At 71.9% G+C, this 20,687-nt stretch carries 15 protein-coding genes and 1 pseudogene; 12 read left to right on the top strand and 4 right to left on the bottom strand.

Going from position 1 to position 20,687, the window contains the following annotated elements; genetic code table 11:
- Positions 1-6: 6 nt before the first annotated feature.
- The 3 genes from PS271_RS05625 to PS271_RS05615 form a co-directional block, all read right to left on the bottom strand.
- On the bottom strand, positions 7-1,290 hold the full coding sequence (locus PS271_RS05625) for an MFS transporter (RefSeq protein WP_398386689.1): 1,284 nt from the start codon (positions 1,288-1,290) through the stop codon (positions 7-9).
- Positions 1,291-1,614: 324 nt separating this feature from the next.
- A complete protein-coding gene (locus PS271_RS05620) occupies positions 1,615-2,271 on the bottom strand; it encodes an MBL fold metallo-hydrolase (protein WP_398380600.1) in 657 nt (218 codons plus the stop codon).
- Between the two features lie 39 nt (positions 2,272-2,310).
- Complete coding sequence (locus tag PS271_RS05615; protein WP_398380598.1) at positions 2,311-3,003, bottom strand: maleylpyruvate isomerase family mycothiol-dependent enzyme; 693 nt, start codon at positions 3,001-3,003, stop codon at positions 2,311-2,313.
- A gap of 252 nt (positions 3,004-3,255) precedes the next feature.
- On the opposite strand from PS271_RS05615, the gene uvrA reads away from it, so the two are divergent.
- Together uvrA and PS271_RS05605 are read left to right on the top strand one after the other, a co-directional pair.
- The gene (gene uvrA / locus PS271_RS05610) at positions 3,256-6,168 is read left to right on the top strand and encodes an excinuclease ABC subunit UvrA (protein WP_398380596.1); all 2,913 of its coding nucleotides are present in this window, start codon (positions 3,256-3,258) and stop codon (positions 6,166-6,168) included.
- Positions 6,169-6,295: 127 nt separating this feature from the next.
- Positions 6,296-6,748, top strand: coding sequence for a Rieske (2Fe-2S) protein (locus PS271_RS05605; protein ID WP_398380594.1), 453 nt, complete (start codon positions 6,296-6,298; stop codon positions 6,746-6,748).
- A gap of 18 nt (positions 6,749-6,766) precedes the next feature.
- Here PS271_RS05605 and PS271_RS05600 read toward each other — a convergent pair whose 3' ends face one another.
- A complete protein-coding gene (locus tag PS271_RS05600) occupies positions 6,767-7,729 on the bottom strand; it encodes a hypothetical protein (protein WP_398380592.1) in 963 nt (320 codons plus the stop codon).
- Between the two features lie 236 nt (positions 7,730-7,965).
- On the opposite strand from PS271_RS05600, the gene PS271_RS05595 reads away from it, so the two are divergent.
- From PS271_RS05595 to tpiA, 10 genes and pseudogenes are all read left to right on the top strand, one after another.
- On the top strand, positions 7,966-8,592 hold the full coding sequence (locus PS271_RS05595) for a papain-like cysteine protease family protein (protein ID WP_398380591.1): 627 nt from the start codon (positions 7,966-7,968) through the stop codon (positions 8,590-8,592).
- 16 nt (positions 8,593-8,608) lie between these two features.
- Positions 8,609-9,451 carry a hypothetical protein gene (locus PS271_RS05590; protein ID WP_398380589.1) on the top strand — a complete coding sequence of 281 codons (843 nt, stop codon included), beginning with the start codon at positions 8,609-8,611 and terminating at the stop codon, positions 9,449-9,451.
- Between the two features lie 191 nt (positions 9,452-9,642).
- Positions 9,643-11,646, top strand: a complete 2,004-nt coding sequence (uvrC, locus tag PS271_RS05585) for an excinuclease ABC subunit UvrC (protein WP_398380588.1) — start codon at positions 9,643-9,645, stop codon at positions 11,644-11,646.
- A gap of 66 nt (positions 11,647-11,712) precedes the next feature.
- Positions 11,713-12,645, top strand: a complete 933-nt coding sequence (rapZ, locus tag PS271_RS05580) for an RNase adapter RapZ (RefSeq protein ID WP_030366603.1) — start codon at positions 11,713-11,715, stop codon at positions 12,643-12,645.
- Entirely contained in the window at positions 12,642-13,694 is a 1,053-nt protein-coding gene (locus PS271_RS05575) for a gluconeogenesis factor YvcK family protein (RefSeq protein WP_398380587.1), read from the top strand. The genes rapZ and PS271_RS05575 overlap by 4 nt, the downstream gene beginning before the upstream one ends.
- On the top strand, positions 13,685-14,692 hold the full coding sequence (whiA, locus tag PS271_RS05570; protein ID WP_030366605.1) for a DNA-binding protein WhiA: 1,008 nt from the start codon (positions 13,685-13,687) through the stop codon (positions 14,690-14,692). Before PS271_RS05575 ends, whiA begins: the two co-directional genes overlap by 10 nt.
- A gap of 201 nt (positions 14,693-14,893) precedes the next feature.
- Positions 14,894-17,104, top strand: a pseudogene (locus tag PS271_RS05565) (M14 family metallopeptidase); the annotation flags it as partial.
- Positions 17,105-17,439: 335 nt separating this feature from the next.
- The gene (gene gap, locus PS271_RS05560) at positions 17,440-18,444 is read left to right on the top strand and encodes a type I glyceraldehyde-3-phosphate dehydrogenase (protein ID WP_398380586.1); all 1,005 of its coding nucleotides are present in this window, start codon (positions 17,440-17,442) and stop codon (positions 18,442-18,444) included.
- 155 nt (positions 18,445-18,599) lie between these two features.
- Positions 18,600-19,811 carry a phosphoglycerate kinase gene (locus PS271_RS05555; protein ID WP_398380584.1) on the top strand — a complete coding sequence of 404 codons (1,212 nt, stop codon included), beginning with the start codon at positions 18,600-18,602 and terminating at the stop codon, positions 19,809-19,811.
- A 6-nt stretch (positions 19,812-19,817) separates the two neighbouring features.
- Entirely contained in the window at positions 19,818-20,594 is a 777-nt protein-coding gene (gene tpiA, locus PS271_RS05550) for a triose-phosphate isomerase (protein ID WP_364968333.1), read from the top strand.
- The last annotated feature ends 93 nt before the right edge of the window (positions 20,595-20,687 follow it).

Below are 20,687 nucleotides of genomic sequence, written 5' to 3'. Positions count from 1 at the left end.
CCCCGCTCAGGCGGGGGCGGCTTCCGGCGCTGGTCCGGGCGCCGTGTCCGGCCGGGTCTCGGGCAGCCGGGCGAAGCACCCCAGGCTGACGAGGGAGACGGCCACGAGATAGCCGGCGACCGCCCAGGGCGGCCCGGAGCCCTGCGCCAGCGCCGTCGCCACGACCGGCGTGAGGCCGCCGCCCACCACCCCGGCCAGGTTGTAGCCGACCGCCGCCCCCGTGCAGCGCACCCGGGTCTCGAACAGCTCCGGGAGGTAGGCGGCGACGACGCCGACCACCGCCGAGAACGGCACCGCCGCCCCCGCGAAGCCCAGCGTCATCCACACCGGCCGCCCGGTGTGCAGCAGGCCCATCAGCGGGACCATCCACAGCGCGAGGCCCGCGCTGCCGGCCAGGCACAGGGAACGCCGCCCGTAGCGGTCGCCCAGCAGCGCGAAGAGCGGGATGAGCAGGGTGGAGACGGCGACGCCCGCCATGATGCAGCCGAGCATGACCGTGCGGCCCACGCCCAGCCGCTCGGTGCCGTAGGCCAGGGCCCAGGTGCTCATCGCGTAGTGGACGGCGTAGACGAGGGAGAGCCCGCCCGCGATGAGCAGGACCGGCCGCCAGTGGCCGCGCAGGAGCTCGGCGAGCGGCAGGTCGGCCCGCGTGTCCGTGGCCTCCAGCGCGCGGAACTGCGGCGTCTCCGGGAGCCGGGAGCGCAGCAGCAGGCCCGCCGCCGCCATGAGGCCCGCGCCCCAGAACGGCACCCGCCAGCCCCAGGCCAGGTAGCCCGCCTCGGAGAGCCCCGCCGACAGCGCGAGGGCGAGGCCGTTGGCCAGCAGGAACCCCACCGGCGCGCCGAGCTGCGGGAAGCTGGTCCACAGGGCGCGGCGGTGCGCCGGGGCGTGCTCCCCGGTCAGCAGCACCGCCCCGCCCCACTCGCCGCCGAGTCCCAGCCCCTGCGCGAAGCGCAGGACGAGCAGGAGCAGGGGCGCGGCGACGCCGATGGTGTCGTAGGCGGGGACGAACCCCACGCCGACCGTGGACACGCCGGTCAGCAGCAGGGAGGCCATGAGGACGGGCCGGCGGCCGTGCCGGTCGCCGATGTGCCCGAAGAGCATCGCGCCCAGCGGGCGGGCGAGGAAGCCGATGCCGAAGGTGCCGAAGGCGGCGAGGGTGCCGAGCAGCGGCGACGCGGTGGGGAAGAACAGCGGGCCGAGGACGAGCGCGGCGGCGGTGCCGTAGACGTAGAAGTCGTAGAACTCGATGGCGGTGCCGGTCATGGCGGCGAGCGCCAGGCGCGGCATGGACGGCGCGCGGTGCGGCGCGGTGTGCTGCGGGTGCATGTAATAACCAACATCCAGCCGGCAGGGAGGCAACGGGCGTATGGGCGCGCTACGGGGGGCGCGGGGGAGTCGCAAAGTTTTTTCGTCCGGATTTGCGTAGGTATAGCCATCCGGCTCGAAGGGGAGTAGCTTAAGAGATGAGGCCGCCGCATCCGGAGGAATTTGGATGGACGGCCTCACTGCATGCCCCCTCACTCGTGCCCCGCGGCCCCCGGCCCGGGGCACCACTCGTTCCGGGGCCCATGCCCGGGGCTTCCGGGGCTCGTGTCCGGGGAGCGCCAAGCGTCACCAGCCGCGTGCGCGCCACTCGCCGAGGTGGGGCCGCTCGGCGCCCAGCGTGGTGTCCGCGCCGTGGCCGGGGTAGACCCAGGTCTCGTCCGGCAGCTGCCCGAAGAGCTTCGTCTCCACGTCGTCGAGGAGGCGCGCGAACGCCTTCGCGTCGTTGTGGGTGTTGCCCACGCCGCCCGGGAACAGGCAGTCCCCGGTGAACACGTGGGCGTGGCCGTGCGGGTCGTCGTAGACCAGCGCGATGCTGCCCGGCGTGTGGCCCACGAGGTGGCGGGCGGTCAGCTCCACGCGGCCGACGCGGATGACGTCCCCGTCGCTCACCGGAACGTCCGTCGGCACGGGGATGCCCTCGGCGTCCTCGCGGCCCGCGTAGGTGGTGGCGCCGGTGGCGTCGACCACCTCGCGCAGGGCTCCCCAGTGGTCGGCGTGCCGGTGCGTGGTGACCACGGACGCGATGCCGCTGTCACCGATCAGGCTGATCAGGGTGTGCGGCTCGGCCGCCGCGTCGATCAGCAACTGCTCGTCCGTCGCGCGGCAGCGCAGCAGATAGGCGTTGTTGTCCATCGGGCCGACCGCGACTTTCGAAATCATCAGGTCGGTCAGCTCGTGCACGTCCGCCGGTCCGCCGACCTTCACCGCTCCGCTGTACGTCATGTCGCCAGCCTATGCCTTCACCCTCTTCCTCCACCCCCGCTAAAGCGGGGGAAGGGCGGGCAGCGCGGCGCCGCCCGTGTCCAGCGCCGCACCCTTGTCGCCGCGGCCCGCGAGCCACCCCAGGAGGGCCGCCGGGGGGCCGGTGAGGGTGACCGATGTGCCCTCCGCGGTGCCGCCCGTGCGCCAGCTCCTGCCGTCGTCGGCGACGAGCGTGACGGCGGGGACCTCCGGATGGCCCGACCAGCGCTCGGCGAGGAAGGCGATCTCCCGGCCGGTGAACTCCTCCGGCAGGTCCGCCAGCTCGTAGCCGGCGTCCAGGTCCACCAGGTGCAGTTCCAGCTCGATCCAGCGGCGGAAGGGGACGCGGGCGGCCTGGTCGGTCACGCCGTTGCGCATGACGACGGTGCGGGTCCAGTCGGCGGGAACGGCGGCCTGGGCGCTCAGCCGCGCGGCGCTCTCGCGCAGGTCGGCGAGATGGACGTCCAGGGGCCGGTCGGCGTCCCGGGCGATGTCCGCGTCGCGGGCCTCGCTGCTCGCGTACATGGGGCGGTCCGCCAGGACGTTGACGAGCGCGTCGGCATTGCGCGCGATGTGTGCCAGTACATGGCCGCGGGTCCAGCCCGGGAGCCGGGACGGCCCGGCGACGGCTTCGTCGTCGAGCTTTCCGGCTGCGCTCAGGAAGCGGTCGGTCGCTTCGCGTACAGATGCCAGGTCGCGCACGTGATCGATCATGCGGCAGACGATAGCGCCGCCACTCGTCCGGGTGAAGGTCTCGCACTCCGGCCGTAAATCGAATGTGCGTGCTATAGGCTCGGTGGGGCATCGCATCCGACATCAACGCGGCGGCCCCCCTACCCTGGACCGGGGGCGCGCGCCTCACCGCCCCAGGATCCGCCCGCAAGAACCGCTCCCGGGAAGCGCTCCCGAAGGCGACCGCAGGAGCGGACCCCATCGATATCGTTCTCAAGAAAGGTGCCGACCGGCGTGGCTGACCGTCTCATCGTCCGTGGCGCTCGCGAGCACAACCTCAAGAACGTCTCGCTCGACCTCCCCCGCGACTCCCTGATCGTCTTCACGGGGCTCTCCGGCTCGGGCAAGTCGTCCCTCGCGTTCGACACGATCTTCGCCGAGGGGCAGCGCCGCTACGTCGAGTCGCTCTCCTCCTACGCACGGCAGTTCCTCGGGCAGATGGACAAGCCCGACGTGGACTTCATCGAGGGCCTGTCCCCGGCCGTCTCCATCGACCAGAAGTCGACCTCGCGCAACCCGCGCTCCACCGTCGGCACGATCACCGAGGTCTACGACTACCTCCGGCTGCTCTTCGCCCGCATCGGCAAGCCGCACTGCCCCGAGTGCGCCCGCCCGATCTCCCGCCAGTCGCCGCAGGCGATCGTGGACAAGGTGCTGGAGCTCCCCGAGGGCAGCCGCTTCCAGGTGCTCTCGCCGCTGGTGCGCGAGCGCAAGGGCGAGTTCGCCGACCTCTTCTCCGACCTCCAGACCAAGGGCTACAGCCGGGCCCGGGTGGACGGGGAGACGATCCAGCTCTCCGAGCCGCCCAAGCTCAAGAAGCAGGAGAAGCACACGATCGAGGTGGTCATCGACCGCCTCACCGTCAAGGACAGCGCCAAGCGCCGCCTGACCGACTCGGTCGAGACGGCCCTGGGCCTGTCCGGCGGCATGGTCATCCTCGACTTCGTCGACCTCCCCGAGGACGACGCCGAGCGCGAGCGGATGTACTCCGAGCACCTCTACTGCCCCTACGACGACCTGTCGTTCGAGGAGCTGGAGCCGCGCTCCTTCTCGTTCAACTCGCCCTTCGGCGCCTGCCCCGAGTGCACCGGCATCGGCACCCGCATGGAGGTCGACCCCGAGCTGATCATCCCGGATCCGGAGAAGTCGCTGGACGAGGGTGCGATCAGCCCCTGGTCGCACGGCCACACCAAGGACTACTTCAGCCGCCTGGTCGACGCCCTCGCCGACGCCCTCGGCTTCCGTACGGACATCCCCTGGGCGGGGCTGCCCGCGCGCGCCAAGAAGGCCCTCCTCAACGGCCACAAGACCCAGATCGAGGTGCGCTACCGCAACCGCTACGGCCGCGAGCGCGCGTACACCACGGCCTTCGAGGGTGCGGTGCCGTTCGTCAAGCGGCGCCACTCCGAGGCCGAGAGCGACGCCAGCCGCGAGCGCTTCGAGGGCTATATGCGCGAGGTCGACTGCCCGACCTGCGAGGGCACGCGCCTGAAGCCGATCGTCCTGGCCGTCACCGTCCAGGGCCGGTCCATCGCCGAGGTCTCGGCGATGTCGATCAGCGAGTGCGCCGACTTCCTGCGGGACATGAAGCTCACCGGCCGCGAGAAGAAGATCGCCGAGCGGGTCCTCAAGGAGGTCAACGAGCGCCTGAAGTTCCTCGTCGACGTCGGCCTGGACTACCTCTCGCTCAACCGCGCCGCGGGCACCCTCTCCGGCGGCGAGGCCCAGCGCATCCGCCTCGCCACCCAGATCGGCTCCGGCCTCGTCGGCGTGCTCTACGTCCTGGACGAGCCCTCCATCGGCCTCCACCAGCGCGACAACCACCGCCTGATCGAGACCCTCGTCCGCCTGCGCGACATGGGCAACACCCTCATCGTCGTCGAGCACGACGAGGACACCATCAAGGTCGCCGACTGGGTCGTCGACATCGGCCCCGGCGCCGGCGAGCACGGCGGCAAGGTCGTGCACAGCGGCCCCTTGAAGGAGCTCCTGCGCAACAAGGAGTCGATGACCGGGCACTACCTCTCCGGCAAGAAGGCCATCGCCATACCGGACGTCCGCCGCCCCGTCGACCCCGGCCGCCGGATCACCGTCCGCGGCGCCCGTGAGAACAACCTCCAGGACATCGACGTCTCGTTCCCGCTCGGTGTGCTCACGGCCGTCACCGGCGTCTCCGGCTCCGGCAAGTCCACGCTGGTCAACGACATCCTGTACACCCACCTCGCCCGCGAGCTGAACGGCGCCCGGGCCGTGCCCGGCCGCCACACCCGCGTCGACGGCGACGACCTGGTCGACAAGGTCGTCCACGTCGACCAGTCGCCCATCGGCCGGACGCCGCGGTCCAACCCGGCCACGTACACCGGCGTCTTCGACCACGTCCGCAAGCTCTTCGCGGAGACGATGGAGGCCAAGGTCCGGGGCTACCTGCCCGGCCGCTTCTCCTTCAACGTCAAGGGCGGCCGCTGCGAGAACTGCTCCGGCGACGGCACCATCAAGATCGAGATGAACTTCCTGCCGGACGTGTACGTGCCGTGCGAGGTCTGCCACGGCGCGCGCTACAACCGGGAGACCCTGGAGGTGCACTACAAGGGCAAGTCCATCGCCGAGGTGCTGGACATGCCCATCGAGGAGGCCCTGTCCTTCTTCGAGGCCGTGCCCACCATCGCCCGCCACCTGCGCACGCTCAACGAGGTCGGGCTCGGCTACGTCCGCCTCGGGCAGTCCGCGCCGACGCTCTCCGGCGGCGAGGCCCAGCGCGTGAAGCTCGCCAGCGAGCTCCAGAAGCGCTCCACGGGCCGCACGGTCTACGTCCTGGACGAGCCCACCACGGGTCTGCACTTCGAGGACATCAACAAGCTCATCTCGGTGCTGTCCGGCCTGGTCGACAAGGGCAACAGCGTCATCGTCATCGAGCACAACCTCGACGTCATCAAGACCGCCGACTGGGTCGTGGACATGGGCCCCGAGGGCGGCAACGGCGGCGGCCTCGTCATCGCCGAGGGCACGCCCGAGGAGGTCGCGTCCGTGCCGTCCAGCCACACCGGCAAGTTCCTGCGGGAGCTCCTCGGGGACCGGGTCAGCGACGCGGTCCCGCTGCCGCGGAAGAAGCCGGCGGCCAGGAAGAAGGCCGCGGCGCGGCGGAGCTGATCACCTCCGGCGCCGGTGGCCGGGCGGGCCCTTCTCCCGAAGAGCCCGCCCGGCCACCCCGCGGGGAGGCTTCCGGCGCCGGGTAAGGTCGGTGCGCAGTCACCGTGAGTCCAGCGCTGGAGCCCCCATGAGCACCCCCTCGTCCCCGCAGAGCCCCGCCGAGCCCCCCTGTGCGTCGCGGCGCACCGTGCTCCGGGGCGCCGCGCTCGCGGGCGTCGCCGGGCTGGGCGCGGCCGCCTGCGACGGCAAGACCGGCTCCAAGGCCGCCGCGGTGCCCACGGCGCCGGTGGAGCTCGGCCCGGCGGCCGACGTCCCCGTCGGCCAGGCGCGGCTCTTCCGCGAGCAGCGGCTGATCGTCTCGCAGCCCGTGCAGGGCCAGTACAAGGCGTTCAGCGCGGTGTGCACGCACGCGGGCTGCGTGGCCGACAAGGTGGACAACGGCAAGGTCCGCTGCCCCTGCCACGGCAGCGAGTTCGACGCGAACACCGGCAAGGTCCTCCAGGGCCCGGCCGGCGACCCGCTGCCGTCCGTGCCGGTCCGCTCGACGGGCGGCAAGCTGATCGCGGGCCCGGAGGCGTAGTCCCTCGCCGGGCGGGCCTCACTCCCAGTCCCAGGCGATCCCCACGAGTCCCGGCCGTACCGACGGCTCCACCAGGTGGACCATGCGGTGGCGCCCGGCGAGCGTCAGCTCCTGGAGGCCGCCGCGGGGCGCCACCGCCGAGCTGCGGGTGAAGCGCAGGCAGCGCGCGGGCAGCGCGGCGGCGTCGAACCGCACCTGGAGCACGTACTGCCCGCCGGCGAAGCTGAAGCCGCGCACGTACTCGCTGCCCGGCCCGGCCGTGCCGTCGTCGAAGCCGTAGCCGAAGACGTGGGTGTCCCCGGCCCGCAGCCGGGTGTCGAACAGCAGCTCGGCCACCAGGACACCGGCCGCCGCGTGCCACCGCACGCGCCCCACGCGGCAGTTCTCGCTCGCCCGCACGGCCACCCGGCCGGGATCGCAGCCCTCGTCCCCGTGGTGGATGGCGAGGTAGCGGTCCACGCCGTCCCGGTGGGCGCGCACCACGTGGTGGGAGTCGCGCCCCCGCAGCTCCCGGCCGGCTCCCATGCGGACCCGCTCCAGGTGGCAGACGGTGTGCAGGCCGCCGTCGGCGGGCGAGTCCAGCTCGGCGAGGAGCCGCTCCAGCGCGCGGGACTCCTCGACCAGCGAGCGGTACGAGCGCGCGGCCGGCCGCTCGGCGCCGGTCCGCGGGGCGACCGGCTCCAGCAGCCGGGTGAGGGAGTGGGCGGGCAGCTCCAGGACCTCCTCCAGGACCCGCACCGCCCGCAGCGACTCCGGCCGCTGCGGCCGCCGCGCCCCCTGCTGCCAGTAGCTCAGGCTCGTCACGCCGATGTGCACGCCGCGCTGCGCGAGCCGGCGCTGCACCCGGTGCAGCGCGAGCCCCCGCACGCTCAGCGCCGTCCGCAGCGCCACGTGGAACGGCCCGGTGCGCAGGGCGCGGGCCAGCTCGGCCTCGGCCGCGTGGCCGTCCGGCGCGCCCCCGCCGTGCCGTGTGCGTGCCATCCGTTCCCACCCCTTGTGCTCTGTGAATATTCACAAGCGGTGAATGCGGCGGGGCCCGCCGGACCGCCGTGATCCGCATGGCCGGGCAACGGACGTTCACATCCGGTACGCCTCGTTCACACCGTCGGCTCACCGAGCATTGAAGCCGGTTGACCATTCACTGACAACTCCCTGATGCTCCTCACCAGCGTCCGGACGCGCCTCCATCACCACCCCCCGCCTCGGGAGGAACGTCCATGTCCCGTGCATCGGCACAACTGAACAAGCCCGGAAAGGCCCGCATACGCGGCAGACGGCTGTCCACCGCAGCCGTCGTCGCGGCCGCGCTGCTCGCCGTCCCCACCACGGCGTCGGCAGCCGGCGCGGACCACGCGTCCTTGCAGGCCTCGAAGAAGCTCAACATCACCATGCAGGCCCAGCAGAAGAGCAATTGGTGCTGGGCTGCCTCCGGCAACACCATCGCCACCTGGTTCGGGCGCAACTACACCCAGAACCAGTTCTGCAACGCGGCGTTCCGCCGCCAGCAGGGCACGGAATGCCCCAACAACCAGGCCACGCTGGGCAACGTGCAGACCGCCCTCCAGTGGGCCGGCATCAACCCCGGCTCGTACGTGACCGGTTGGCTGCGCTACCCGACCGTCCAGAGCGAGGTCAACGGCAACAGGCCGATCGAGACCCGCATCCAGTGGTCCTCCGGCGGCGGTCACATGCACGTCCTCTACGGCTACGACGACGCGAGCGGGTTCGTGTACTGGGGCGACCCCTGGCCCTCCAGCAACCGCTACAACTGGGCCTCGCACGACTGGTACGTGAACAACAGCAACTTCTCCTGGACCCACTCGCTCTACCGGATCGGGGCGTGACGACATGACCGACCGGATGACCCGTCAGGCAGCCCGGCAACACTCCCGGCGCAACGCGGCCCGTGCGGTGGCCGCGGGTGCCGTCACCGCCGCCGCCCTCGGCCTCGCCCCGCTCGCTCACGCCGCCACCCCGGCGCCTCCCGCGGCCCCCACCGCCGCCGGAGTCTCCGCCGCGCACGAGGCGGCCGCCTCCGCAACGACCCTCGGGACGCTGTCCCGCTTCTTCGCCCGCGACGGTGCGGTCGCCGCGGCGAAGGCGCAGCCGAGGATCGAGGGCGCGACCGTGCCCGTCTACACGCTCTCCCCGGAGTTCGTGGCGGGCAGGAACGGCGCCCCCGTCGCCACGCTGGAGTTCCTCGCCAGCAAGGCGGTCTCCTCCGACGGTCAGAAGGCGTCGGTGTGGACCGCGCGCACCGGGAGCGACTGGAAGGTCGTCAACATCGCCACCGGTGACGACGAGACGCGCTACGCCGCCGAAGGACAGCGGAAGCTCAGCGGCGGCACCGTCTTCCGTGAGCCCCAGATCGACGCGTGGTACGTCCAGCGCGGCGAGCGGGTCCTGCCGCTGGACGACGATGCCGTCCGGGCCGTGGGCGCGCAGGGCACTACGCTCGACGGCTACCGCGCCCGGGTCCACAAGGCGTACGGCGACAAGCTGCCGGGCTCCGCGTACGCGAAGAAGGGGGAGGCGGGCGGCTACGGACAGGAGCCGGCCGCGGCCACCGAGCAGCAGGCGGCCCCCGCGCCGCAGGCCGGCTCCGGCCCGCTGACCACGGCGTCCGCGGCGGCGGCCGGCGGCACGGCCCTGCTCCTGGGCGCGGGGGCGGTGGTGGCGCGCCGCAGGCTCCGGCGCCGCTGACCCGGCCCGGTCCGCCCGGGTCTCCGCCCACCCGTCCTGATCATTCATGATCAGGTCTGATCGGCCCTGATCCACCCTGATCCGCCCCGAGTTCCCGGTTCCGTCCCCGGCAGCCACCCCCCGCCGGGGCCGGAGCCGGTCCCTCCGCGGGCGGACGCCGATTGTCACTGCCCGCAAGTAGGGTGTGTGACATGGCCGACCCCAGCAGCTACCGACCCAAGCCGGGACAGATCCCCGACTCGCCGGGGGTCTACAGATTCCGTGACGAGCACGGCCGGGTGATCTACGTCGGGAAGGCGAAGAGCCTGCGCCAGCGCCTCTCGTCGTACTTCCAGGACCTCGCCGGCCTGCACACGCGCACCCGCACGATGGTGACCACGGCCGCCTCCGTCGAGTGGACCGTGGTCTCCACCGAGGTCGAGGCGCTCCAGCTGGAGTACACCTGGATCAAGGAGTACGACCCGCGGTTCAACGTCAAGTACCGCGACGACAAGAGCTATCCCTCCCTCGCCGTCACCATGGGCGAGGAGTTCCCGCGCGTCCAGGTCATGCGCGGCCCCAAGAAGAAGGGCGTGCGCTACTTCGGCCCGTACGCCCACGCCTGGGCCATCCGCGAGACCGTCGACCTGATGCTGCGCGTCTTCCCCGTGCGCACCTGCTCGGCCGGGGTGTTCAAGCGCTCCGCCCAGATCGGCCGCCCCTGCCTGCTGGGGTACATCGGCAAGTGCTCCGCCCCCTGCGTCGGCCGGGTCAGCCCCGAGGAGCACCGCGAACTGGCGGAGGAGTTCTGCGACTTCATGGCCGGCCGCACGGGCGCCTACCTGCGCCGCCTGGAGCAGCAGATGCACGAGGCCGCCGAGGAGATGGAGTACGAGAAGGCCGCCCGCCTGCGGGATGACATAGAGGCCCTCCGGCGCGCCATGGAGAAGAACGCCGTCGTCCTCGCCGACGCCACCGACGCCGATCTCATCGCCGTCGCGGAGGACGAGCTGGAGGCCGCGGTCCAGATCTTCCACGTGCGCGGCGGCCGGGTGCGCGGCCAGCGCGGCTGGGTGACCGACAAGGTGGAGGCCGTCGACACCGCCGGCCTCGTCGAGCACGCCCTCCAGCAACTCTACGGCGAGGAGAGCGGCGACGCGGTGCCCAAGGAGGTCCTGGTCCCGGCCCTGCCGGAGCCGGTGGAGCCCGTCGCCCAGTGGCTGGGCCAGCGCCGGGGCTCCCGCGTCGACCTGCGCATCCCCCAGCGCGGGGACAAGAAGGACCTGATGGCGACGGTCCAGCGCAACGCCCAGCAGGCCCTCGTCCTGCACAAGACCAAGCGCGCCTCCGACCTGACCACCCGCTCCCGGGCGCTGGAGGAGATCGCCGAGGCCCTGGGGCTGGATTCGGCGCCGCTGCGCATCGAGTGCTTCGACATCTCCCACCTCCAGGGGCAGGACGTGGTCGCGTCCATGGTCGTCTTCGAGGACGGCCTGGCCCGCAAGAGCGAGTACCGCCGCTTCCAGATCAAAGGCTTCGAGGGGCAGGACGACGTCCGGTCCATGCACGAGGTGATCGGCCGGCGCTTCCGCCGCTATCTGCTGGAGAAGCAGAAGGCGGGGGAGTGGTCCGAGGAGAACGCCGTCGAGACCGTCGAAACCGGCGAGGCGGCCGACGGGGAGGCCACTCGGACCGACGACGGCCGCCCCAAGCGCTTCGCCTACCCGCCGCAGCTCGTGGTGGTCGACGGCGGGCAGCCGCAGGTGGCCGCCGCCCGCCGCGCGCTGGACGAGCTCGGCATCGACGACGTGGCGATCTGCGGCCTCGCCAAGCGCCTGGAAGAGGTCTGGCTGCCCGGCGAGGACGACCCCGTCGTCCTGCCCCGCACCAGCGAGGGCCTCTACCTCTTGCAGCGCGTGCGTGACGAAGCCCACCGCTTCGCCATCGCCTACCAGCGCAGCAAACGCTCCAAGACGTTCAAGGCCGGGCCGCTGGATGCGGTCCCGGGCCTCGGGGAGACCCGCAAGAAGGCCCTGCTCAAGCACTTCGGCTCGGTCAAGCGGCTGCGCGCCGCCACGATCGAGCAGATCTGCGAGACGCCGGGCATCGGTCGCAAGACCGCCGAGACGATCGCCGCCGCGCTCGCGGCGGCCGCCCCGCCCGCCCCCGCCGTGAACATGGCGACGGGCGAGATCATGGAAGAGGCGGGGGAATGACGGGACACGCAGTATGGAAGGACGGGGCCGCGACCGCGGCGCCGTCGGTGAGACGGGGGTAGCAGCATGACCGGGAACGACCGAGACGGAGCACAGGTGAGTACGGGCACGACGGCGGATGCGGCGGCCGAGACGGCGGGCATCCCCGAACTGGTGATCATCTCCGGCATGTCGGGGGCGGGCCGCAGCACCGCCGCCAAGTGCCTGGAGGACCTCGGCTGGTTCGTCGTCGACAACCTGCCGCCCGCCCTGATCCCCACCATGGTGGACCTCGGCGCCCGCTCCCAGGGCAACGTGGCCCGCATCGCCGTGGTGGTGGACGTCCGCGGCCGGCGCTTCTTCGACAACCTCCGCGAGTCCCTGGCCGACCTGGCAGCCAAGCAGGTCAAGCGGCGCGTGATCTTCCTGGAGGCATCGGACGACGCCCTGGTGCGCCGCTTCGAGTCCGTGCGCCGCCCGCACCCCCTCCAGGGCTCGGGCCGCATCGTCGACGGCATCGCCGCCGAGCGGGACCTGCTGCGCGAGCTGCGCGGCGACGCCGACCTGGTGATCGACACCTCCAGCCTCAACGTCCACGAGCTGCGCGCCAAGATGGACGCCCAGTTCGCCGGCGAGGAGGAGCCGGAGCTGCGGGCCACCGTCATGTCCTTCGGCTACAAGTACGGCCTGCCCGTCGACGCCGACCTCGTCGTGGACTGCCGCTTCCTGCCCAACCCGCACTGGGTGCCGGAGCTGCGCCCCTTCACGGGCCTGAACGAGGAGGTCTCGGGCTACGTCTTCAACCAGCCCGGCGCCAAGGAGTTCCTCGACCGCTACACCGAGCTCCTCCAGCTCATCGCCGCGGGCTACCGCCGCGAGGGCAAGCGCTACGTGACCATCGCGGTCGGCTGCACGGGCGGCAAGCACCGCTCCGTGGCCATGTCCGAGAAGCTCGCACACCGCCTCGTCTCCGAGGGCGTGGAGACGGTCGTCGTGCACCGGGACATGGGGCGCGAGTGACCGGCCGCACGTCCAGGCTCCACCGGGTGCGCCGCCTCGTCCCCGGGCGGGCCGTGCGCGGCCCCGAGGGGCGCACGAAGCGCGGCGCCCAGCCCAAGGTCGTCGCCCTCGGCGGCGGCCACGGCCTGTCCGCCTCGCTCGCCGCCCTGCGCCGGATCACCGGCGACCTCACCGCCGTCGTCACCGTCGCCGACGACGGCGGCTCCAGCGGGCGGCTCCGCGACGAGCTGGGCGTGCTGCCCCCCGGCGACCTGCGCAAGGCCCTCGCCGCCCTGTGCGGCGACGACGACTGGGGCCAGACCTGGGCCCGGGTGATCAAGCACCGCTTCACCAGCGAGGGCGACCTGCACGACCACGCCGTCGGCAATCTGCTGATCGTCGCCCTGTGGGAGCAGCTGGGCGACCCCGTCCAGGCGCTCGACCTGGTCGGCAAGCTGCTGGGCGCGCACGGCCGGGTGCTGCCCATGTCCGCCGTGCCGCTGGAGCTGCAAGCGCTCGTCCGGGGCCACGACCCCGCCGAACCCGACGCCGTCACGACCGTCCGCGGCCAGGCCACGGTGGCGCTGACCCGCGGCGAGGTGCAGTCCGTGCACGTCGTCCCGGAAGATCCGCCGGCCGTGCCCGAGGCCGTCGCCGCCGTCCTCGACGCCGACTGGGTCGTGCTCGGTCCCGGCTCCTGGTTCTCCTCCGTCATCCCGCACCTGCTCGTCCCTGAGCTGCTGGAAGCCCTCCAGGAGACCAAGGCCCGCCGGGTGCTGTCGTTGAACCTCGCACCACAACCGGGTGAAACCGATGGCTTCTCCCCGCAGCGTCATTTGGAGGTTTTGGCCCGACACGCCCCTAAACTCGCCCTGGACGTGGTGCTGGCCGACGAGGCCGCCGTGCCCGACCGGGAGAGCCTCACCGAAGCCGCGAAGCGGCTCGGGGCCGCGGTCGAGCTGGCGCCGGTCGCCGCGCCCGACGGCTCCCCGACCCATGACCCGGAGCTGTTGGCCGCCGCGTACGACCGTATTTTTCGGATGCATGGAAGGATCGGCCCATGGCGATGACGGCAGCGGTGAAGGATGAAATCTCCCGGCTCCCCGTCACCCGCACCTGCTGCCGGAAAGCGGAGGTCTCGGCGATCCTGCGGTTCGCGGGCGGTCTGCACCTGGTCAGCGGGCGCATCGTGATCGAGGCGGAGCTGGACACCGGGATCGCCGCCCGGCGGCTGCGCAAGGACATCCTGGAGATCTTCGGGCACGCCTCCGACCTGGTGGTGATGGCCCCCGGCGGGCTCCGCAGAGGCAGCCGGTACGTGGTCCGGGTGGTGGCGGGCGGTGACCAGCTGGCGCGCCAGACCGGCCTGGTCGACGGCCGCGGCCGGCCGATCCGCGGGCTGCCCCCGCAGGTCGTCTCCGGCGCCACCTGCGATGCCGAGGCCGCCTGGCGGGGCGCCTTCCTCGCGCACGGCTCCCTCACCGAGCCCGGCCGCTCCTCCTCCCTGGAGGTGACCTGCCCCGGGCCCGAGGCGGCGCTCGCGCTGGTCGGCGCGGCCCGTCGGCTCCAGATCGCGGCCAAGGCGCGCGAGGTGCGCGGCGTGGACCGGGTGGTCGTCCGCGACGGCGACGCGATCGGTGCCCTGCTGACCCGGCTGGGCGCGCACGAGTCGGTGCTGGCCTGGGAGGAGCGGCGGATGCGCCGCGAGGTCCGCGCCACGGCCAACCGCCTGGCCAACTTCGACGACGCGAACCTGCGCCGTTCGGCCCGCGCCGCGGTCGCGGCCGGCGCCCGGGTGCAGCGCGCGCTGGAGATCCTGGGCGAGGAGGTGCCCGAGCACCTCGCCGCCGCGGGCCGGCTGCGCATGGAGCACAAGCAGGCGTCGCTGGAGGAGCTCGGCGCGCTGGCCGACCCGCCGCTGACCAAGGACGCCGTCGCGGGCCGCATCCGGCGCCTGCTCGCCATGGCCGACAAGCGCGCCCAGGACCTCGGCATCCCCGGCACCGAGTCCAACCTCTCGGACCTGTCGGACCTGTCCGAGGAGATGGCGGAGGGCATGGCCGGCTGAGCGGCCCTCCCCGCCGGCCGGCGGCTGACCGGCCGCCGCCTGCTGGACGGTCGGCTGACCGGCCGCCGCCTCACGTTCGAGCCACCCCGGTGCCGTGCAGGGCGCCGGAGGGTGGCTGTTTCTGCATCGTTGACATGATCATGCAGTCTCTCCAGTCTGGCGTCCGTGCACTGACGTGGCAGACAACAGCAAGGGGGGCTCATGAGACGCAGGACGAGATCGGTCCTCGCGGCGGCTTCGCTGCTCTTCGGCGGACTCGCCGCGGCACCCTTCGCCCACGCACAACCCGCCGCCGCGGCCGCGGCGCGGGACGATGACGGCGCACCGGCCGTCTGGACCGCCCGGATCACCGCCGACCAGGTGCCGCTGCTGCTCGCGGCCGGCGTCGACGGCCAGGAGCTCGCCGAGCGCCCGCAAGGGACCAAGGCGGCCTCCGTCGAGCTCTACCTCACCCCCGGCCAGGCCCGTGACCTGCGCGCACGCGGCATCGGCCTCACCGAGAAGCGAATCCCCGAGCGCACGCAGAAGCGCCTCAAGGCCGCGGGCGACGGCGTCTTCCGCCCGTACAGCGGCAAGAACGGCCTTCAGCAGGAGCTCCTGGACACCGCCAAGGCCCACCCCGGCCTCACCAAGGTCGTGAGCATCGGCAAGACCGTCCGCGGCCAGGACATCCTCGCCCTGAAGCTCAGCAGGAACGCCCGCACCGAGGCCGACGGCCGCAAGCCCGCCGTGCTGTACATGTCCAACCAGCACGCCCGGGAGTGGATCACGCCCGAGATGACGAGGCGGCTGCTCCACCACTACCTCGACGGCTACGGCAAGGACGCCCGCCTCACCGACGTCGTGGACCGCGCCGAACTCTGGTTCGTCCTCTCCGCCAACCCCGACGGCTACGACTACACCTTCCAGAGCCCGGCCACCCGCCTGTGGCGCAAGAACCTGCGCGACAACAACGGCGACGGGAAGATCGCCCCGGGCGACGGCGTCGACCTCAACCGCAACTTCCCGTACAAGTGGGGCTACGACAACGAGGGTTCGTCCCCCCGCCCGGGCTCCGAGACCTACCGCGGCCCGGCGCCCGCCTCCGAGCCGGAGACGCGGGCGCTCGACGCCTTCGAGAAGAAGCACCGCTTCGGCTACGCCGTCAACTACCACTCGGCGGCCGAACTGCTGCTCTACGGCGTCGGCTGGCAGGTCGCCACGCCCACCCCGGACGACGTCCTGTACAAGGCGCTCGCCGGCACCCCGGAGAAGTCCGCGATCCCCGGCTACCACCCGCAGGTCTCCTCCGAGCTCTACACGACCAACGGCGAGGCCGACGGCCACGCGGCGAACGTCAACGGCACGATGATGTTCACCCCGGAGATGTCGACCTGCCGCACCGCCTCCGAGGCCGACCCCCATGACCGCTGGGACCCGGCCGACTGCCCGTCGTCCTTCAGCTTCCCCGACGACGAGAAGCTCATCCAGCAGGAGTTCGCGAAGAACATCCCGTTCGCGCTCTCCGTGGCCGAGACCGCCGTCAACCGCGAGGGCGCCGACCGGCCCCGCTCGTCCGTCGGCCTGACCGCCCCCGACTTCACCCCCGACGCCTTCACCACCTCCTACGCCCTCGGCGACGAGCAGGAGGTCTCCGTCACCGCCCGCAAGAGCCTGCGCGAACTCCGCCTCAACTACCGCATCGACGGCGGGCGCACGCACTCCGCACCGCTGGAGGCCTGGAAGGGCGGCGACCGCTACGGCGGCCGGGACAGCATCCGCTTCGCCGAGTACCGCGGCTACGTCGAGGGTGCCGAACCCGGCTCCAGCGTCCGGGTCTGGTACACGGGCCGGACGCACGACGGGAAGCCCACCGCCAGTGAACCCTTCACCTACACCGTGGCGCACCGCCCCGAGGCCGACACCCTGGTGATCGCCGACGAGGGCGGCACGAGCGCCGCCCGGCACACCGCCGCCTACACCGGCGCCCTGTCCGCGGCCGGCCGCGACGCCGCCGTCTGGGACGTCGCCACCCGAGGCGCGCCGCACGCGCTCGGCGTGCTCGGCCACTTCAAGAGCGTCCTCTGGTACTCCGGCGACAACCGGCCCGGCGGCGCCACCCTGCTGGCCGTGCGGGACTTCGTCAACGAGGGCGGCAAGCTCGTCGCCGCGGGCAAGCAGGCGGGTGGCTACGCCGTCGTCGGCGATGCCGAGACGAACGACTTCAGCCAGTACTACCTGGGCGCCGGCAGCCGGGCGCCGCAGCCCGCCCCCGCGCGCTTCACCGGGGCCGGCGCCCTCGCCGGCACCGCCGTCCGCCTCGGCGACGCCCCCGGCGACCGGGTCGACGGCGCGGGCACGTACACCCCCGTCTCCGACGAACTGCCGCCGGCGGGCTTCCCGCAGTTCCGCAGCGCCGCCGCGGGGGAGTACACGAACGGCCCAACGGGCACTCCGTGCACCGGGACCGCCGTCACGCTCCGTGACGAATCCTGCCCGGCGTCGGCCGGCGCACGCCGCGCGGCCGCCGTCTCCACCCCCGCCACGGTGCTCCTGGGATTCGGTCTCCAGCACGTCCCGGACCCCGCCGAAAGGTCCGCGCTCATTAGTGCAGCCCTGCGCTCTGTCAAGGGGTGAAGCCGCCTCAGAGGCCCAGTGACGCCAATGTCACGTCCCTCCCTTCTTAGAGGTAGGGTCGGTGGTGGTCGGGGACATCCCAATACAGCCCGCCGGCGGACAGTCCGGCACACCAACGAGGAGATCGGTTCGTGACGATCCGCGTAGGCATCAACGGCTTTGGCCGTATCGGTCGCAACTACTTCCGCGCGCTGCTGGAGCAGGGCGCGGACATCCAGATCGTCGGTGTCAACGACCTCACCGATAACGCCACTCTGGTGCACCTGCTGAAGTACGACAGCATCCTGGGTCGTCTCAAGCAGGAGGTCAGCCACACCGACGACACGATCACTGTCGGCGACATGACCTTCAAGACGATGGCCGAGCGCGACCCGGCGAACCTGCCCTGGGGCGAGCTGGGTGCCGACATCGTCATCGAGTCCACCGGCATCTTCACCAAGCGCGAGGACGCCGCCAAGCACCTCGCCGCCGGTGCGAAGAAGGTCCTCATCTCGGCTCCGGCCAAGAACGAGGACATCACCATCGTGATGGGCGTCAACCAGGACAAGTACGACGCGGCCAACCACCACGTCATCTCCAACGCCTCCTGCACCACCAACTGCGTGGCGCCGATGGCCAAGGTCCTCGACGAGACCTTCGGCATCGTCAAGGGCATGATGACGACGGTCCACGCGTACACCAACGACCAGCGCATCCTGGACTTCCCGCACTCCGACCTGCGTCGCGCCCGCGCCGCCGCGGAGAACATCATCCCGACCTCGACCGGTGCCGCCAAGGCCACCGCCCTGGTCCTCCCGCAGCTGAAGGGCAAGCTGGACGGCATCGCCATGCGCGTCCCGGTCCCGACCGGCTCGGTCACCGACCTCGTCCTGGAGCTCGACCGCGAGACCACCAAGGAAGAGATCAACGCCGCCTTCCAGAAGGCCGCCGAGGGTCAGCTCAAGGGCATCCTCGAGTACACCGAGGACCCGATCGTCTCCTCCGACATCGTCAACTGGCCCGCCTCCTGCACCTTCGACTCGCAGCTGACGATGGTCCAGGGCAAGCAGGTCAAGGTCGTCGGCTGGTACGACAACGAGTGGGGCTACTCCAACCGCCTGGTGGACCTGACCGTCTTCGTCGGCGGCCAGCTCTGATCTCACTGCCCGCTGATCGTACGATCACAGGCATCGGGATGTAGGGGACGGGGCTCGTGCGACGCGATGGAGCGTCGTGCGGGCCCCGTCCCATGACTGTCCCCCAGCTGGATGCTGGGAGGGGCCCGCACTACGGAAGCCACCGGAGTCACCGTATGAAGACGATCGACGAACTCATCCAGGACGGCGTCGAAGGCAAGCGGATCTTCGTCCGCGCCGACCTCAACGTGCCGCTCGACGGCACCACCATCACCGACGACGGCCGCATCCGCGCCGTCGCACCGACGATCGCCAAGCTCGCCGCCGCGGGCGCCAAGGTGATCGTCGCCTCCCACCTGGGCCGTCCCAAGGGCGCCCCGGAGCCCCGGTTCTCCCTCGCTCCGGCCGCGACGCGGCTCGGCGAGATCCTGGGCAAGAAGGTCTCGTTCGCCACCGACACGGTCGGCGACAGCGCGAAGGCCACCGTCGCCGCACTGGCGAACGGCGAGGTCACGCTGCTGGAGAACCTCCGCTTCAACGCGGGCGAGACCAGCAAGGACGACGCGGAGCGCGGCGCCTTCGCCGACGCCCTCGCGTCCCTGGCCGACCTGTACGTGGGCGACGGCTTCGGTGCCGTGCACCGCAAGCACGCCTCGGTCTTCGACCTCCCGGCGCGCCTGCCGCACGCCGCCGGCGACCTGATCGCCACCGAGGTCGGCGTCCTGAAGAAGCTCACCGAGGACGTCGCGCGCCCCTACGTGGTCGTGCTCGGCGGCGCCAAGGTCTCCGACAAGCTGGGTGTCATCGACAACCTGCTGGAGAAGGCCGACCGCATCCTCATCGGCGGCGGCATGTCGTACACCTTCCTCAAGGCCAAGGGCCACGAGGTCGGCATCTCGCTGCTCCAGGAGGACCAGATCCCGGTCTGCCTGGAGTACCTGGCCCGCGCCGAGAAGCGCGGCGTGGAGTTCGTCCTCCCCGTCGACGTCCTGGTCTCGGCCGACTTCCCGGACCTGAAGACCAAGGCCCCGGCCAACCCGGAGCTCGTCGCCTCGGACGCCATCCCGGCGGACAAGGAGGGCCTGGACATCGGCCCGAAGACGCGCGAGCTCTACGCCTCGAAGCTCGCCGACGCCGGCACCGTCTTCTGGAACGGTCCGATGGGCGTCTTCGAGCACCCCGACTACGCCAACGGCACCAAGGCCGTCGCCCAGGGCCTCCTCGACAGCGAGGCCTTCACCGTCGTGGGCGGTGGCGACTCGGCCGCCGCCGTGCGCATCCTGGGCTTCGACGAGAATGCTTTCGGCCACATCTCGACCGGCGGCGGCGCCAGCCTCGAGTACCTCGAGGGCAAGACGCTCCCCGGCCTCGCCGCACTGGAGGACTGAACCACTGTGAGTGCACGTACCCCGCTGATGGCGGGCAACTGGAAGATGAACCTCAACCACCTCGAGGCCATCGCCCACGTCCAGAAGCTCGCCTTCGCGCTCGCCGACAAGGACTACGACGGCACCGAGGTCGCCGTCCTGCCGCCCTTCACCGACCTCCGCTCGGTGCAGACGCTGGTCGACGGCGACAAGCTGAAGATCAAGTACGGTGCCCAGGACGTCTCGGCGTTCGACTCCGGCGCCTACACCGGCGAGATCTCCGGCGCCATGCTCGCCAAGCTCAAGTGCACCTACGTGGCGATCGGGCACTCCGAGCGCCGCCAGTACCACGGCGAGACCGACGAGCTCTGCAACGCCAAGGTCAAGGCCGCCTACCGGCACGGCCTGACCCCGATCCTGTGCGTCGGCGAGGGCCTGGACGTCCGCAAGGCCGGCGCCCAGGTCGCGCACACCCTCGCGCAGGTCGACGGCGCCCTCAAGGACGTCCCGGCCGAGCAGGCGGAGAGCATCGTCATCGCCTACGAGCCGGTGTGGGCCATCGGCACCGGCGAGGTCGCCACGCCCGAGGACGCCCAGGAGGTCTGCGGGGCCATCCGCGGCCGCCTGACCGAGCTCTACGGCCGCGAGGTCGCCGACAAGATCCGCATCCAGTACGGCGGCTCCGTCAAGTCCGGCAACATCGCCGCGATCATGGCGCAGCCCGACGTCGACGGTGCCCTGATCGGCGGCGCCGCGCTGGACGTGGACGACTTCGTCAAGATCGTGCGCTTCCGCGACCAGTAGCAGCGCTATGACGAGGAACGCTCCTCGTCGTACCCTGTCGGGGCCGGGACCGGCACATTCCGTGCCGCCCGGCCCCTCACCGTTCACCGTCCG

This window comes from Streptomyces sp. SCA2-17 (genome assembly GCF_044336695.1).
This window is presented reverse-complemented; position numbering and strand designations above follow the sequence as displayed.

What these genes read in the sequence shown, in the direction of transcription:
- PS271_RS05555 (WP_398380584.1), top strand. Translation starts at nt 18,600, where the DNA reads ATGAAGACGATCGACGAACTCATCCAGGACGGCGTCGAAGGCAAGCGG.
- PS271_RS05590 (WP_398380589.1), top strand. Translation starts at nt 8,609, where the DNA reads ATGACCCGTCAGGCAGCCCGGCAACACTCCCGGCGCAACGCGGCCCGT.
- PS271_RS05620 (WP_398380600.1), bottom strand. Translation starts at nt 2,271, where the DNA reads ATGACGTACAGCGGAGCGGTGAAGGTCGGCGGACCGGCGGACGTGCAC.
- PS271_RS05625 (WP_398386689.1), bottom strand. Translation starts at nt 1,290, where the DNA reads ATGCCGCGCCTGGCGCTCGCCGCCATGACCGGCACCGCCATCGAGTTC.
- PS271_RS05605 (WP_398380594.1), top strand. Translation starts at nt 6,296, where the DNA reads ATGAGCACCCCCTCGTCCCCGCAGAGCCCCGCCGAGCCCCCCTGTGCG.
- PS271_RS05615 (WP_398380598.1), bottom strand. Translation starts at nt 3,003, where the DNA reads ATGATCGATCACGTGCGCGACCTGGCATCTGTACGCGAAGCGACCGAC.
- PS271_RS05595 (WP_398380591.1), top strand. Translation starts at nt 7,966, where the DNA reads ATGTCCCGTGCATCGGCACAACTGAACAAGCCCGGAAAGGCCCGCATA.
- uvrC (WP_398380588.1), top strand. Translation starts at nt 9,643, where the DNA reads ATGGCCGACCCCAGCAGCTACCGACCCAAGCCGGGACAGATCCCCGAC.
- rapZ (WP_030366603.1), top strand. Translation starts at nt 11,713, where the DNA reads ATGACCGGGAACGACCGAGACGGAGCACAGGTGAGTACGGGCACGACG.
- PS271_RS05600 (WP_398380592.1), bottom strand. Translation starts at nt 7,729, where the DNA reads ATGGCACGCACACGGCACGGCGGGGGCGCGCCGGACGGCCACGCGGCC.
- whiA (WP_030366605.1), top strand. Translation starts at nt 13,685, where the DNA reads ATGGCGATGACGGCAGCGGTGAAGGATGAAATCTCCCGGCTCCCCGTC.